The sequence below is a fragment of the Synechococcus sp. C9 genome (assembly GCF_022984075.1).
Classification (GTDB): domain Bacteria; phylum Cyanobacteriota; class Cyanobacteriia; order Gloeomargaritales; family Gloeomargaritaceae; genus Gloeomargarita.
Genome location: NZ_JALAAD010000001.1, coordinates 584,383 through 600,409 on the forward strand (window position 1 = coordinate 584,383; position 16,027 = coordinate 600,409).

The window sequence follows — 16,027 nt, forward strand, 5'->3', positions numbered from 1 at the left end:
AGGGGATGGTGCCATGAGTCAGTATGATACCTCGTTTTTGTTGCCGGATTTGATTGAAATTCAACGCTCCAGCTTCCGTTGGTTTTTGGAGGAGGGGCTGATTGAGGAATTGAAAAATTTCTCCCCGATTACGGACTACACGGGCAAGATTGAACTGCATTTTTTGGGGGAACAATATAAACTCAAGCGCCCCAAATATGATGTGGAGGAGGCGAAGCGGCGGGATGCGTCCTATGCGGTGCAGGTGTATGTCCCGGCGCAATTGATGAATAAGGAAACCGGGGAAATTATTACCCAGGAGGTGTTCATCGGCGACCTGCCTTTGATGACCGACCGGGGGACCTTTATTATCAACGGGGCGGAGCGGGTGATTGTGAACCAAATTGTCCGCAGTCCGGGGATTTATTACAAAGAAGACAAGGACAAAAACAACCGCCGTACCTACAGTGCCAGTTTGATTCCCAGCCGGGGGGCGTGGCTGAAATTTGAGACGGATAAAAATGATTTGGTGTGGGTGCGGATTGACAAAACCCGCAAGCTCTCCCTGCTGGTGCTGTTGAAGGCGATGGGGTTATCGGATAACGAAATTTTTGACAGTTTGCGCTACCCGGATTACCTGCACAAAACGGCGGAAAAAGAGGGGAATCCCACGGAAGAGGAAGCCCTGTTGGAACTGTACCGGAAACTGCGCCCGGGGGAACCGCCGACGGTGGGCGGGGGGGAACAACTCCTGCATTCCCGGTTTTTTGACCCGAAGCGTTACGACCTGGGCAAGGTGGGGCGGCACAAGCTGAATAAAAAGTTGGAACTGGCGGTGCCGGAGGAAATTCGGGTGTTGACCCGGGATGACATCCTCAAGGCGGTGAATTATTTGATCAATTTGGAGCATGGCACCGGGGAGGTGGACGACATTGACCACCTGGGCAACCGCAGGGTGCGCTCGGTGGGGGAATTGTTGCAGAATCAGGTGCGGGTAGGGTTGAACCGCCTGGAACGGATTATCAAAGACCGGATGACCAGTGCGGAGGCGGAGCGGCTGACCCCGGTGAATCTGGTGAATCCCAAGCCGTTGGTGGCGGCGATCAAGGAGTTTTTTGGCTCCAGCCAGTTGTCCCAGTTCATGGACCAGACCAATCCCCTGGCGGAGTTGACCCACAAGCGCCGGATCAGTGCCCTGGGGCCGGGGGGGTTGAGCCGGGAGCGGGCGGGGTTTGCGGTGCGGGACATTCACCCGTCCCACTACGGACGCATCTGCCCGATTGAGACCCCGGAAGGGCCGAATGCGGGGTTGATTGGCTCCCTGGCGACCTATGCCCGGGTGAACCAGTACGGTTTTATTGAAACCCCCTTTTACCGGGTGGATCACGGCAGGATTCGCCGGGACTTGCCGCCGGTGTACATGACGGCAGACCAGGAGGACGAACGGCGGGTGGCGCCGGGGGACATTCGGGCGGATGAGCAGGGGAATATTTTGGAACCGCTGGTGACGGTGCGCTACAACCGAGCCGTGACCCAGTGCGAGCGGCAGGAGGTGGAATTTGTGGCGGTGTCCCCGGTGCAGGTGGTGTCGGTGGCAACCTCGATGATTCCCTTTTTGGAGCATGACGATGCCAACCGGGCGTTGATGGGTTCCAATATGCAGCGGCAGGCGGTGCCCCTTTTGCGTCCCCAGCGTCCGTTGGTGGGTACCGGGTTGGAAGCCCAGGCGGCGCGGGATTCGGGGATGGTGGCGGTGAGCCGCACGGATGGGGAAGTGACCTATGTGGATGCCAGCCGGATTGTCGTCCGTAGTACCCAGGGGATGGAAATCACTTACCCGTTGCAGAAGTACCAGCGTTCCAACCAGGACACCTGCATCAACCAACGCCCTCTGGTCTATGTGGGGGATGAGGTACAGCGGGGGCAGGTCTTGGCGGACGGGTCAGCCACCGAGGGGGGGGAATTGGCTCTGGGGCGGAACGTGCTCGTCGCCTATATGCCCTGGGAGGGGTACAACTACGAGGATGCGATTCTCATCTCCGAGCGGTTGGTGTCCGAGGATGTCTATACCACCATCCACGTGGAGAAGTACGAGATTGAAGCCCGCCAGACCAAACTCGGTCCGGAGGAAATCACCCGGGAAATTCCCAACGTGGGGGAGGATGCCCTGTCCCAGTTAGACGAAAACGGCATTATTCGGGTGGGTGCCTGGGTGGAAGCCGGAGACATTTTGGTGGGCAAGGTCACCCCCAAGGGGGAATCGGACCAGCCCCCGGAGGAAAAGCTCCTGCGGGCGATTTTTGGGGAAAAAGCCCGGGACGTGCGGGACAATTCCCTGCGGGTGCCCAACGGGGAAAAGGGGCGGGTGGTGGACGTGCGGGTCTTCAACAAGGACTACAAGGACGAACTGCCCCCCGGGGTGAACATGGTGGTGCGGGTCTATGTGGCCCAGAAACGCAAGATTCAGGTGGGGGACAAAATGGCCGGTCGCCACGGCAACAAGGGAATCATTTCCCGGATTTTAGCCCGCCAGGATATGCCCTATTTGCCCGATGGCACGCCCATTGATATTGTTTTGAACCCCCTGGGGGTGCCCTCGCGGATGAACGTGGGGCAGGTGTTTGAATGCCTGTTGGGGCTGGCCGGGTTGCACCTGGGCAAACGGTTTAAGCTGATTCCCTTTGATGAGATGTACGGCCCGGAAGCCTCGAAAAAGCTGGTACATAGCAAGTTGCAGGAAGCCGCCCGCAAAACCGGCAAATCCTGGCTGTTCAACCCGGAGCATCCCGGCAAGGTGATTTTGACCGATGGGCGCACCGGCGAACCCTTTGACCGGCCCGTGACCGTGGGCTGTGCCTATATGTTGAAACTGGTGCATTTGGTGGACGACAAAATCCACGCCCGTTCCACCGGCCCCTACTCCCTGGTTACCCAGCAACCCCTGGGAGGGAAAGCCCAGCAGGGGGGGCAACGGTTTGGGGAAATGGAGGTGTGGGCCCTGGAAGCCTTTGGGGTGGCGCACATTTTGCAGGAACTGCTCACGGTCAAATCCGACGACACCCGGGGGCGCAACGAAGCCCTGAATGCCATCGTCAAAGGGCGGCCCATCCCCGAACCCGGCACCCCGGAGTCCTTCAAGGTGTTGATGCGGGAATTGCAATCCCTGTGTATTGACATCGCCGCCTACAAAAACAAGGAGGACGAGGTCACCGGGGAAACCACCGTCGTGGAAGTGGACTTGATGACCGACCCCGCCGGGGCCCGGCGGGTGCCCCCCCGACCCACCGCCTACGAATCCCTGGGGCGGGATGACGATGAGGACTAGGTACCGGTGAGGAGTGACACGATTTAATGCTAATGTACTGCATGGAGGGAGACCATGACCCGGACTGATTCAGGTAGTTTTGATTTTGTCAAAATCCGTATTGCCTCCCCGGAGCGCATCCGCCAGTGGGGGGAACGCACCCTTCCCAACGGGCAGGTGGTGGGGGAAGTCACCAAGCCGGAAACCATCAACTACCGCACCCTCAAGCCGGAGATGGACGGGCTGTTTTGCGAGCGGATTTTCGGGCCGGTCAAGGACTGGGAATGCCACTGCGGCAAGTACAAACGGGTGCGCTATCGGGGCATTGTCTGCGAACGGTGTGGGGTGGAGGTGACCGAATCCCGGGTGCGTCGCCACCGCATGGGCTATATCAAACTCGCCGCCCCCGTCACCCACGTCTGGTATCTGAAGGGGATTCCCAGTTACATTGCCATCCTGCTGGATATGCCCCTGCGGGATGTGGAGCAGGTGGTGTATTTCAACGCCTACGTGGTCTTAAACCCCGGCAACGCCGAAAACCTCAGCTACAAGCAACTCCTCACCGAAGACCAGCGCATGGAGATTGAGGACGAACTGTACCGGGAGGATACCCACCTGAGCGGGGTGGAAATCGGGTTTGGGGCCGAGGCGATCAAGCAGTTGCTCCAGGACCTGGACAAGGAACAGGACGGTCGCCGGGGTTTGGAAATCGAAGCGGAAAACCTGCGCCAGGAGATTGCCACCGCCAAGGGGCAACGGAAACCCAAGCTGATCAAACGCCTGCGGGTGATTGACAGTTTCATCGCCACGGGAGCCAAACCGGAGTGGATGGTCTTGGACGTGATCCCGGTGATTCCGCCGGAATTGCGCCCGATGGTGCAGTTGGACGGGGGGCGGTTTGCCACCTCGGATTTGAATGACCTGTACCGGCGGGTGATCAACCGCAACAATCGCCTGGCCCGTTTGCAGGAAATCCTGGCCCCGGAAATTATCGTCCGCAACGAAAAACGGATGCTCCAGGAGGCGGTGGATGCCCTGATTGACAATGGCCGCCGGGGGCGCACCGTGGCTGGCCCCAACAACCGCCCTTTGAAATCCCTTTCGGACATCATCGAGGGCAAACAGGGTCGGTTCCGGCAGAACTTGCTCGGGAAACGGGTGGACTACTCCGGGCGTTCCGTGATCGTGGTGGGGCCGAAGCTGAAACTCTACCAGTGCGGTTTGCCCCGGGAGATGGCGATTGAACTGTTCCAGCCCTTTGTGATCCACCGGTTGATCCACTTGGGCATAGTCAATAATATCAAGGCCGCCAAGAAAAAAATCCAACGGGAGGACCCGGACGTGTGGGACATCCTCCAGGAGGTGATCCAAGGGCATCCGATTCTGCTCAACCGGGCCCCCACCCTGCACCGCTTGGGGATTCAAGCCTTTGAGCCAATTTTGGTGGAGGGGCGGGCGATCCAACTGCATCCCCTGGTGTGCCCCGCCTTTAACGCCGACTTTGACGGGGATCAGATGGCGGTACACGTGCCCCTGTCCTTGGAAGCCCAGGCGGAAGCCCGGATTCTCATGCTCGCCGCCGGGAATTTGCTCTCCCCCGCCACCGGCCAGCCGATTATTGCCCCGAGTCAGGACATGGTGCTGGGGGCCTACTATCTCACCGCCGAAAATCCCGCCCCCCAAAAGGGGCAAGGCCGGCACTTTGCCAACATGAACGATGTGATTTTGGCCTATGAGCAAAAACAGGTGGATTTGCACGCCTGGATTTGGTTGCGTTACGACGGGGAGGTGGAAGTGGAACCCGCTGACCGCAAAAAAGGCATTGGCGAAGAAACCCTCCTGCGGACCGAAACCCAGACCCGCAGTGATGGACTGACCGAGACCCTGGAGGTGTACGGGCAAAAACGCCGGGGCGACCGCATCCAGGAAACCCGGAAAATTCGCAGTACCAGTCAGGGCTATCGGGTGCAGTACATTTGCACGACTCCTGGCCGGGTGATTTTCAACAAAACCATTCAGGATGCCCTTGTTACTGGTTAACTGAATCCGTAAATTCCCTATCCCTTTACCGTCGGAGGTCTGACCATGAACCAACCCGCCCCCCGCCCCCTGTTTCGCAACAAGGTGATCGGCAAAGGCCAGTTGAAGGAGTTGATTGGCTGGGCATTTAGCCGCTATGGCACCGCCCGCACCGCCCAGATGGCCGACTGTATCAAGAGCATGGGGTTCCGGTATGCCACCCAAGCCGGGGTGTCCATCAGCATTGACGACCTGCGGGTACCCCCCAGCAAGCCAGAACTGCTCCAACAGGCGGAGGAGACGATCCAAGCCACCAAGGAGCGGTACGACCGGGGGGAAATTACCAAGGTGGAACAGTTCCAAAAGGTGATTGACACCTGGAATGCCACCAGCGAAACCCTCAAGGATGACATGATGCGGAATTTTGAGCAGACCGACCCCCTCAACCCGGTGTACATGATGGCCACGTCCGGGGCCCGGGGGAATGTCTCCCAGGTGCGCCAACTGGTGGGGATGCGGGGGTTGATGGCCGACCCCAATGGGGAAATCATCGAGCAACCGATCAAGGCCAATTTCCGGGAGGGGTTGACCGTTACGGATTACATTATTTCCTCCTACGGGGCCCGCAAAGGTTTGGTGGATACGGCCCTGCGGACGGCGGACTCGGGTTATCTGACCCGCCGGTTGGTGGATGTGGCCCAGGACATGATCATCCGGGAGACGGATTGCGGCACCCAAAAAGGGGTGATGCTGCGGACCCTGCAGGTGGGGGAACGGCAAATTCCCCTGCGGGAACGGTTGGTGGGGCGGGTGGCCGCCCGGGATGTCCTGCATCCGCAAACCCAGGCAGTGCTGGTGGCCCGCAACCAGTGCATTGACCACGAGTTGGCGAAAGCGATTGTGAAAGCCGGGGTGACGGAGGTGATGGTGCGTTCCCCCTTGACCTGCGAAGCCAGCCATTCCATTTGCCAACACTGCTACGGCTGGAGTTTGGCCCACGGCCAGTTGGTGGATTTGGGGGAAGCGGTGGGGATCATCGCCGCCCAGTCCATTGGCGAACCCGGCACCCAGTTGACCATGCGGACTTTTCACACCGGCGGGGTGTTTACCGGGGATGTGGCGGAACTGACCCGGGCCCCCTTTGCGGGCGTGGTGGAACTGGGCAATGAGGTACCCACCCGGGCCCACCGTACCCGGCACGGGGAAGATGCGCTGGTGGCGGAAGGGGACATGGTGTTGCGGCTGGTGGGGGAGACGGAAACCCGGGAATTTACCCTGGCGAAGGGGAGTATTCTGTTAGTCCAACCGGGGGCCCAGGTACGCCCGGGGCAGGTCTTGGCGGAAAAACCCACCACGGGCCATACCCGCCGCACCACGGAAAAAGCCACCCGGGACGTGTCCACGGATATTCCCGGCGAGGTGTACTGTGCGGATTTGCAGGTGGAGGAAAAACAGGACCGCAGTGCGGGCAGTGACGGGCAGTCCGCCACGATTCGCAGTACCCAACGGGCGGGGCTGATCTGGGTGCTGGCGGGGGAAGTGTACAATTTGCCCCCAGGGGCGGAGCCGGTGGTGCAGACCGGGCAAGAAATCCAGCCGGAAACTGTCCTGTCCCAGACGGATTTGATCAGCGAACATGGGGGCTTGGTGCGCCTCAGCCACGGGGAAAACCACCGGGGCAGTCGGGAAATTAAAATCATCACTTCGTCGGTACTTTTGGATCAAGCCAAGGTGATCAAGGAAACCCTGCACGGGAGTGAACATTACGTCTTGGAAACCCGCACCGGCCAGCGGTTTGCCCTCAAGGTCAGCCCCGGCAGTAAAGTCACCCACGGGACGGTGGTGGCGGAATTGCAAGATAGCCAATACCGCACCCAAACCGGGGGAATTGTCCGCTATGGTGCCGGGCTGGAAACCATCCGCAGGGGGCGGGGGAGCAAACAGGGCTACGAAGTGACCCACGGGGGTACCCTGCTGTGGATTCCCGAAGAAACCCACGAGGTGAACAAGGATATTTCCCTCCTGCAGGTGACCGCCGGGGAATCGGTGGAAGCCGGGACGGAGATTGTCAAGGACATTTTCTGTCAAACCAGCGGGGTGGTGGAGGTAGTGGAAAAAAATGACATCCTGCGGGAGGTGGTGATCAAGCCGGGGCAGGTATTTTTGGTGGACGACCCGAACCTGGCGATGGAGCGGCATGAAACCCTGGCCCAGCCGGGGGAAACCGTCCTGACCGGGGTGACGGCGACCGACCTGAGCTTGGTGGAATATGTGGAAACCCCTGCGGGGGCGGCCCTCTTGTTGCGCCCGGTGGTGGAATATTCCATTGCCGACGAACCGGCGGTGCCCAGCCAGGAGGCCATGCACGAATCCGGGGCGGGGATTCGCCTGCGGGCGGTACAACGCTTGAGCTACAAGGATGGGGAGCGGGTGAAATCTAAAGACGGGGTGGAATTGCTCCGTACCCAACTGGTGCTGGAAATTGGCGAGGATGCCCCCCAATTGGCCGCAGACATTGAATTTATCCCGGACGCTCAGGACCCTACCATCAACCGCTTACAGTTGGTGATCCTGGAATCCCTGGTGGTGCGGGCGGACGAGGAAGCCGACCAAATCCAAGGCCGTACCCATACCCAAATTTTGGTGCAGGACGGCCAGACCATTCTGCCCGGTTCTCCCGTGGCACGCACGGTGATGCTCAGCCGCACCGGTGGCTTTGTCGGGCGGATCGTCCAGGAGGGGGGCACGACCCGCAAATTGGTGGTGGTCACCTCGGAAGACCAGTTCCAGGTACCCTTGGACGGGGCAAAAGCGCAGGTACGGCCAGGGCAAATGCTCCGGGCGGGGGATGAATTGGCCCCTGGGGTGACGACCCCCGAATCCGGGCAGGTGGTGCAGGTGAGCCAAGACCACGTTACCCTGCGGCTGGCCCGTCCCTACCTGGCCTCAGCCGGTTCGACCCTCCACGTCGCCCACGGGGATTTGGTGCAACGGAACGAGCGGCTGGTGACCCTGGTGTTTGAGCGGGTGAAAAACAGTGACATTATCCAGGGTCTGCCCCGGATTGAGGAACTGCTGGAAGCCCGCAAGCCCAAGGATTCCTGCCATCTGGCCCGCCGTCCCGGTCAGGTGCAGGTGACCCGCCGCCCGGATGACACCTATCAGATCAAGATCATCGCCAGCGATGGCACGGTGGTGAATGACATCACGACCGACCCGGGGCAAAACCTAGTGGTCACGGACGGGGAAATGGTGCAGGCGGGGGACCCCCTCACGGATGGCCCGGTCAACCCCCACGAACTGCTGGAGTTGTTTTTTGAACTCTACCGGGAAACCGAGTCTCCCTACGAAGCCTGCCGTCACAGTTTGGAAAAGGTGCAAACCCACCTGGTCAACGAGGTGCAGGGGGTGTACCGCAACCAGGGGATCGAAATTTCCGACAAGCACATTGAGGTGGTGGTGCGGCAGATGACCGCCAAGGTGCTGGTGGAGGACGGGGGCGACACCATGCGACTCCCTGGGGAAATGATGACCCTGCGGGAAATCGAAAGCCTGAACAACACGGTGCCGGGTGCCCCAGCGCAGTACAGCCCCAAGTTGATGGGGATCACCAAGGCGGCCCTGAACACGGATAGTTTCATTTCGGCGGCCAGCTTCCAGGAAACCACCAAGGTCCTCACCGAAGCGGCCATCGAAGGGCGGGTGGACTACCTGCGGGGGTTGAAAGAAAACGTGATCATCGGGCGGTTGATCCCGGCGGGGACGGGCTTTTTCGCCGAAAGCTCCAGCGGCTATCGCCATCGCACGGTGGTGGACGTGCCGGAGAGCGAAGAAGAAGTCCTGGTGCTGGACGAGGACATGGTAGACGACTCCACCGACCCCCGCCAAGTCCTGTTGGAAGCTGAAGACGAATAACCCCCCGGATGGCACAGGCGTTGGTGACTGGGGCAACCGGGTTTGTGGGGGCGAATCTAGTGCGGCTCCTGCTCCAACAGGGGCATCGGGTGCGGGTACTGGTGCGGCCCCAGAGTTCCCAGCGCAATCTGGCGGGGTTAGCCGTGGAGTGCGTAACCGGCGACCTGTTCAGCCCGGAATTGCCCCAGTACCTCCAGGGGTGCGACGTGCTGTTTCACGTGGCCGCCCACTATTCCCTCTGGCAAAAAGATAAAGATCACCTCTATCAGGTCAATGTCCTGGGCACCCGGCAGGTACTGCAAGCCGCCCAATTGGCAGGCGTACCCCGCACTGTTTACACCAGTTCCGTGGCGGCCATTGGGGTAGGGGCACCCGGACAGGCGGTGGACGAAACCCACCAAAGCCCGGTGGAGACGCTCATCGGCCATTACAAAAAGTCCAAATACTGGGGGGAACAGGAGGCCCGGCGGGCGGCGCAATCCGGGCAGGAGGTGGTGATTGTCAACCCCACCACGCCGATTGGGGCTTGGGATGGGAAACCGACCCCCACCGGGGAAATTATCCTGCGGTTTTTGCGGGGACAAATGCCAGCTTATGTGAATACGGGTTTGAACTTTATCCCGGTGCAGGACGTGGCTTGGGGGCATCTTTTGGCATGGCACAAAGGTCAATCCGGGCAACGTTATATCCTGGGGCACACGAATTTATCGTTACAGGAATTTTTACAAAAACTGGCACACATGACGGGCTTACCCGTTCCCCGCTGGCAGATTCCCGTGCAGATTCCCCTGGCGGTGGCCTGGGTGGATGAAATCCTGTTGGGTACCTTGGGGAAAAAGCCCAGCCTCGCTTTAGATGGGGTACGCATGGCGCAACAAACCATGTATTACAATGCCCAGCGGGCGGTACGGGAATTGGGGTTGCCGCAGACGGATTTAGACCAGGCAATTCGGGAAGCCGTCGCTTGGTTTCGGCAGGAGGGGATGGCCTGATGCCCAAATTGTTGATCGCCGCCAGTGGCACGGGTGGGCATCTCTTTCCGGCTCTGGCGGTCGCCCAGGCGTTACCCACCTGGCAGATCGAATGGCTGGGGGTGCCGGAGCGGTTGGAACAGCAACTGGTGCCCTCTGCTTATCCTTTGCATCGGGTGCGGTTGTCCGGGTTGCCGGGGGGACTGAATCGGCGCACCGTGCAGGTCTTGGCGGAATTGTGGACAGCCACCTGGCAGGTACGGCGGTTATTGCAAGCGGGGGGTTTTGACCTGGTGTTTACCACTGGGGGGTACATTGCCGCTCCGGCGATTTTGGCCGCCCGTTCCCTGGGCAGACCCGTGATTTTGCACGAATCGAATGCCCTCCCCGGCAAAGTCACTCGCTGGCTGGGGCGGTGGTGTGCGGTGGTAGCCCTGGGATTTGCCGAAGCCCAAGCCCATCTGCTCAGGCACAAAACCGTGGTGGTCGGCACGCCAGTCCGTCCCGATTTCCTAGAAATTACTGCTCTTAAAGAAAATGTAGCAACCATCCCCCGTGATGCGTTTGTCATCCTCATTACCGGGGGGAGCCAGGGAGCAGTGAGTTTGAACCAACTGGTGCGTCCCTGTGTCCCGGCCTGGGTGGCACGGGGTTGGTGGGTGGTGCATCAAACCGGCGACCAGGATCCGGACTACGGCAGTTACCAACATCCGCAGTACATCGAACGGGCGTTTTTCCCAGATATGGCGGCTTGGATGGCTCGGGCGCAGGTGGTGGTGGCTCGGGCGGGCGCAGGCACGTTGAGTGAATTAGCCCTGTTGGGAAAACCGGCGATTTTGATCCCCTACCCCTGGGCGGCGGACAATCATCAGCAGTACAATGCCGATATATTTGCCAAACAGGGAGCCGCAGTGGTCAAACGCCAATCGGCCTTAACTCCCACTGAATTAGATGCCTTGCTTACGGAACTGGCTGGGGACACACAACGGTTAAGCGAGATGGGGCAAGCGATGGCGGCCTTGGCCGTGCCGGACAGTGCCCAACGGATGGCGGAGGTGTTAGCTTCCTATCCCGTTCAGAAGTCTTAAAAACGGTTTGGTGTTGCCATGATTGGGCATTTCATGTGAACCTAGGAATTAAGAACAGGTTGGTGCCCTGCGACCCGTGACGTTCTCAGTATAGGATTTATGGGCACCTCTATAAATTCAAATTTAGCGGTCGCAGGGGGGCACCCCCGCCCTTGGTTCTGGGGAATACGAGCATTCCCAGGATGGAATTTATGCTTGGATCAAATAAATAGAGGTTCCCTATAGAGATTCCCGATGGAGTCCAAATGAGTAATATGTTTGTTTTATGATAATGAAATTCCCATAGGCGAGGAGGCATGGCGGTGCAACGGTGGGGCTGGCTACTGGTCTTGGGGTTAACCGGTTGTCAAGCGGGGGGGAATGCCCTCAAACTGGGGACGCTGTTGCCCTTGAGTGGAGACTTGGCGCAGTTTGGGCCGGGGATGCAGGATGCGGCCAGTTTGCTGGTGAAAACCGTGAATGATTGCGGCGGGGTGAACGGCCAACCGGTACAGCTGATTTCCGAAGATGACCAGACCCAGCCCAGTGCGGGAGTGAGTGCCATGACCAAATTAGTGGATGTGGATCGGGTGGCAGGCGTGGTGGGAGCCGCTGGCAGTGCCGTATCCGGGGCGGCGGTGGATATAGCCGTGCGGGGGCAGGTGGTGATGATTTCCCCGGCCAGTACCAGTCCCGTGTTTACGGAGCGGGCGAAGAAAGGGGAATTGCAGGGTTTTTGGTTCCGCACTGCCCCCCCGGACAATTTCCAAGGGGAAGCCCTGGCGCAGTTGCTCCAAAAACGGGGTTGGCAACGGGTGGGCATCCTGGCGATTAACAACGACTACGGGCGGGGATTGGCGCAGGCCTTAGAGCAGGGTTTAGCCAAAACCAAGGGACAGGTGGTGGCGACCCAGTTTTATGAGGGGCAAAGTGCCAGTTTTGATTCCGAGGTGCGGTCCGTGTTTGGTCGGAATCCCCAGGCGGTGGTGTTGGTGGGCTATCCCGAAACCGGCACGTTGGTGATGCGTTCGGCGTTTCAGCAGGGGTTTTTCCCCCGGATTCCCCTGGTGTTGACCGATGGGCTGAAGGATAACCAGTTGGCTCAGTTGGTCGGCAAAACCCCCCAGGGGCAATGGATCATCAACGGGGTGGTGGGCACCGCCCCGGCGGCGGCAGGGCCGGGGTTAAAGGATTTTCAGCAACGCTACCGGCAGGCATTCAACCGGGAACCCAATGTCTTTGCCCCCAACACCTGGGATGCCACAGCCGTACTGGTCTTAGCGGCGCAGGCGGCACAATCGAACCAGGGAGCCAAACTGCGGGAAAAAATTACCACAGTGGCCAATCCCCCCGGCACCCCGGTGACGGACGTGTGCGAAGGGTTAAAGTTACTCCAACAGGGGCAGGACATCAACTACCAAGGGGCCAGCAGTGGGGTGGATTTTGACCCACAAGGGGATGTGGCGGGGGAATACGCCGTGTGGATGGTCAACCCGGATGGCACAATAAAAGTGATTGACACCATCATGGTAGGGGGTTCCTGATGGATGAATTTGACCGGGATGCGGAAATTGGCCGGTTATTGGACCTGCTCCCCGCCAGCAGTCGGATGAAATTGCGGGTGATTCCCCAGCCCCAACAAACGGAAGTCCTGACCGCACCCTTCCCCTGGCCCTGGCGGACGGAATGGCCGGTGTCCATCAACTTTCAGCTTTGGCAAACCCTGACCGAACCCCAACGGGACTTGCTGTTCCTGCGTACTGACCGCTGGTTGCGGGGGATTGCCTGGTTCCGCCCCGGTTGGTCCCAGGGATTGATCCTAGCGGGTAGCGTGGCGGTGGCGTTCCAAGGGGTGCAGGGGGACGGGGTCGGGGTGTTGGTGGGCGGCGCTTTGGCGGGCGTGGCCGTGCGTCAGCTACTCAGGAATTATCGTTCCCCAGCCTACGAATTGCAGGCGGATGAGAATGCCGTCACCATCGCCCAGCGGCGGGGCTATACGGAAGCGGAAGCAGCACGAGCCTTGTTATCCGCCATTGAACAGCAAGCCCAATTGGAACGGCGGGGTTTGACCTTTAATGAACTGGTGCGGAGCCAAAATCTGCGGGTGTTGGCTGGGTTATCCACGGTGGCGGTACCAAGCCATTATCGCACCCCCGAACGGTGAAATTTAGATGTAATAGTGCACTTCTATTTATATTGGCATTACAAGCTGGAATACCCATACTATGGAGAACCAATCACGGGGGCTACGACCTATTTTTAGAAGTGCGCTATATATAGCAATCCTACTTGATTAGTGAACAGAAATTCTCCAGAACCAAGGACAGGGTCAGTGCCCCTGCAACCCCTATTCCATTCTCATTTAGGATTGCTATAGAATCCAGACTCGCTTCATCCCCACCACCAAGGGGTTACGGTTCGGTTAAGATGGGAAATGACTCCTGTTGGGCATCCCTATGAGTATTGTCACCCTCGTGGAAGCGATTTGGTTATTTAGTGCGGTGGCACTGGTGATTTTGATTTTGCTCCATAGTCCCAAGGGGGATGGGATTGCGGCAATTGGCGGTCAGGCGCAGTTATTTAGCAGTACCCGCAGTGCCGAAACCACCCTCAACCGGGTGACTTGGAGTCTGGCGGTGGTGTTTATGAGTACCACGGTTGTCCTCTCGGCGGGTTGGCTCCCCGGTAGTACGGTGAAAACCCCGGCATCTGCCCCCGTTACCTCACCCCAGGCGGCACCCATTCCCCCAGAACTACCGGCTGCCCCGTCTGAGCCGACTCCTGTAACGCCGTAGCCACCCGCAAAGCCGTTAAACTCTGTTCTGCGGACGTGTAAAGCGGTGTGCCTTGGGTTAAATGATTCAGTACATTGTCCATATCTTGATGGAACAAACCCTGGCGGCTGGGTAAACTTAAGGGCTGGTTTTGTTGGGGGGTCACCCAGGTTCCTTGGTCGCCGTTGAAAATAATTCCCCCCTGGGTGCCGAACAAACTAAAATAACGTTGATTTTCCCAAATAGATTCCCCTTTGCCGTAGGTCAATTCCACCAGGGTTCCTTGGGTGAACTGTAATTGGGCACTGGCATAACAACTGCGGTAATAACCGTTATGAACCCCATCCAGGTGATAGGTGCAAAACACCCGTTCTACCGTGCCCAGTAAATCCAGCAAACGGTTAATCCGAGCCAGACCGGCGATGAAGGGAAACCCAAATAAATCCTGGTGATAAGTCCATTTTTGCGGTGCCGGATGTTGCACCACCAAATTCACCGACCGCCCCGATTGGATCGCACCTAATTTAGGTAAAACATCCCGCAATACCTGATGAATGGGGCTGAGCAATTCGATATGTTCCACGTGTAGAAATAAACCCTTTTGGCGGGCAAAATTGTATAGATTTTGAGCTTCAGCGTAATCCAGGGCGAGGGGATATTCCACCAGCACCCCCTTGCCATGTTCAAGCGCGTAACGGGCAATCTCCCCGTGCAGGGCATTGACTGTGGCAATGATGACTATATCCACCGCGGGATGCCCAATCACCTCCCGCCAATCCCCACAAGCCTCGGCTGGATAACTGCTGGTCAATTGCTGTACCTTTTCCCAGGTGTGTCCCGCCACCGCCACCAACCGTGCCCGTTCATCCTGCGCCAAAAATTCTGCTCGCCGGGTCGCCGCATACCCCGTGCCAATCAAACCAAATCCCAGCATTTTCAGGAACTCCGACGCATAATCCGTTGCCACACCCCCCAGCCCACAAACCCCAACAGCAACGTGGCAATCGCCGCATAGACGGGCGCACCGGGAAATCGTGCCAGCACCAACGCCACACTCCCCGCCCACAAAGTCAGGGTGTAGATCACCGCCACCGTTCCTCGCTGGGACAGCCCCGCTTGGAGCAACCGATGGTGGAGATGGCGTTTATCCGGGAAAAATGGGGACTTCCCCCGGCGCAGACGGTCAATCACCACCAGGGTCATGTCCAGCAAGGGTACTGCCAAAATAATGTAGGGCAAAATCACCGCCGCCGTCGTCACCCGTTTCACCATGCCAATCGTGCCAATCGCCGCCAGGGTAAAGCCCATGAAATAGGCACCCCCATCCCCCATGAAAATTTGCGCCGGGTTGAAGTTGTAGCGCAAAAACCCCAAACACGCCCCTGCCAACGCCGCCGCCACCAACGCCGCCGCCGGTTGCCCCATAAACTGGCTGACAATTAACAACACCACCGCAGCAATCCCCGACACCCCCGCCGCCAGACCGTCCACCCCGTCCACCATATTGATGGCATTGGTCATTCCCACCAGCCAAATCAGGGTCAAGGGCAGGCTCAAAATCCCCAGGGACACCAGCCCCAGCCCCGGTATGGTGATAAAGTCAATCCGCACCCCCGCCGCCCAGACCAACCCCGCCAAGACCATCTGCATCACCAGGCGCACCCCCGGGGAGAGGGAGAACAAATCATCCGCCAGCCCAATCAAAAAAAAGCCCAGCCCTCCCAAGGTAGTCGCCCAAATCTGGGCATCCGCCGTCGCTTTCAAGGGGTTACCCGCCGCATCCACAAACCCCCCCGCCCACCACACCACCAACAGGGCGACCAAATAGCCCGCAAAAATGGACACCCCGCCAATCCGCACAATCGGTTGCTGGTGAATTTTCCGCTCGTTGGGCACATCCACCTGCCCGCCCTGCAAGCCCCAATAGCGCACCAGGGGGGTCATCCACAGCACCACCCCGGCGGCAAGTAAAAAAGCCAACAGGTGAAACGGCATCCG

General features: G+C 59.0%; 9 protein-coding genes and 1 pseudogene. 8 read left to right on the top strand and 2 right to left on the bottom strand.

The features are described 5' to 3' along the window. The first annotated feature begins 13 nt into the window (after positions 1 to 13). The 8 genes and pseudogenes from rpoB to secG all read left to right on the top strand — a co-directional run. On the top strand, positions 14 to 3,304 hold the full coding sequence (gene rpoB, locus MLD66_RS02900; RefSeq protein WP_247215436.1) for a DNA-directed RNA polymerase subunit beta: 3,291 nt from the start codon (positions 14 to 16) through the stop codon (positions 3,302 to 3,304). Between the two features lie 54 nt (positions 3,305 to 3,358). Then, positions 3,359 to 5,323: a DNA-directed RNA polymerase subunit gamma gene (locus tag MLD66_RS14610; protein WP_339396880.1), complete on the top strand. Its 1,965-nt coding sequence runs from the start codon at positions 3,359 to 3,361 to the stop codon at positions 5,321 to 5,323. Positions 5,324 to 5,368: 45 nt separating this feature from the next. Then, positions 5,369 to 9,217 (top strand): DNA-directed RNA polymerase subunit beta', encoded by a 3,849-nt coding sequence (locus MLD66_RS02905; RefSeq protein WP_339396882.1) that lies wholly within the window; start codon positions 5,369 to 5,371, stop codon positions 9,215 to 9,217. Positions 9,218 to 9,225: 8 nt separating this feature from the next. After that, the gene (gene hpnA, locus MLD66_RS02910) at positions 9,226 to 10,209 is read left to right on the top strand and encodes a hopanoid-associated sugar epimerase (protein WP_247215437.1); all 984 of its coding nucleotides are present in this window, start codon (positions 9,226 to 9,228) and stop codon (positions 10,207 to 10,209) included. Beyond that, positions 10,209 to 11,276, top strand: coding sequence for an undecaprenyldiphospho-muramoylpentapeptide beta-N-acetylglucosaminyltransferase (gene murG / locus MLD66_RS02915; RefSeq protein ID WP_247215438.1), 1,068 nt, complete (start codon positions 10,209 to 10,211; stop codon positions 11,274 to 11,276). The genes hpnA and murG overlap by 1 nt, the downstream gene beginning before the upstream one ends. Before the next feature lie 296 nt (positions 11,277 to 11,572). After that, positions 11,573 to 12,799: an ABC transporter substrate-binding protein gene (locus tag MLD66_RS02920; RefSeq protein WP_247215439.1), complete on the top strand. Its 1,227-nt coding sequence runs from the start codon at positions 11,573 to 11,575 to the stop codon at positions 12,797 to 12,799. Further along, positions 12,799 to 13,419 (top strand): DUF3318 domain-containing protein, encoded by a 621-nt coding sequence (locus tag MLD66_RS02925; protein WP_247215440.1) that lies wholly within the window; start codon positions 12,799 to 12,801, stop codon positions 13,417 to 13,419. The genes MLD66_RS02920 and MLD66_RS02925 overlap by 1 nt, the downstream gene beginning before the upstream one ends. Positions 13,420 to 13,711: 292 nt before the next feature. Then, positions 13,712 to 13,936 (top strand): annotated as a pseudogene (secG, locus tag MLD66_RS02930) (preprotein translocase subunit SecG); the annotation flags it as partial. Positions 13,937 to 13,973: 37 nt separating this feature from the next. Here the strand turns inward: secG and MLD66_RS02935 are convergent. Together MLD66_RS02935 and MLD66_RS02940 are read right to left on the bottom strand one after the other, a co-directional pair. Beyond that, positions 13,974 to 14,996, bottom strand: a complete 1,023-nt coding sequence (locus MLD66_RS02935) for a Gfo/Idh/MocA family oxidoreductase (RefSeq protein ID WP_247215441.1) — start codon at positions 14,994 to 14,996, stop codon at positions 13,974 to 13,976. Then, a complete protein-coding gene (locus MLD66_RS02940) occupies positions 14,966 to 16,024 on the bottom strand; it encodes an MraY family glycosyltransferase (protein ID WP_247215442.1) in 1,059 nt (352 codons plus the stop codon). Before MLD66_RS02940 ends, MLD66_RS02935 begins: the two co-directional genes overlap by 31 nt. Positions 16,025 to 16,027 lie beyond the last annotated feature (3 nt).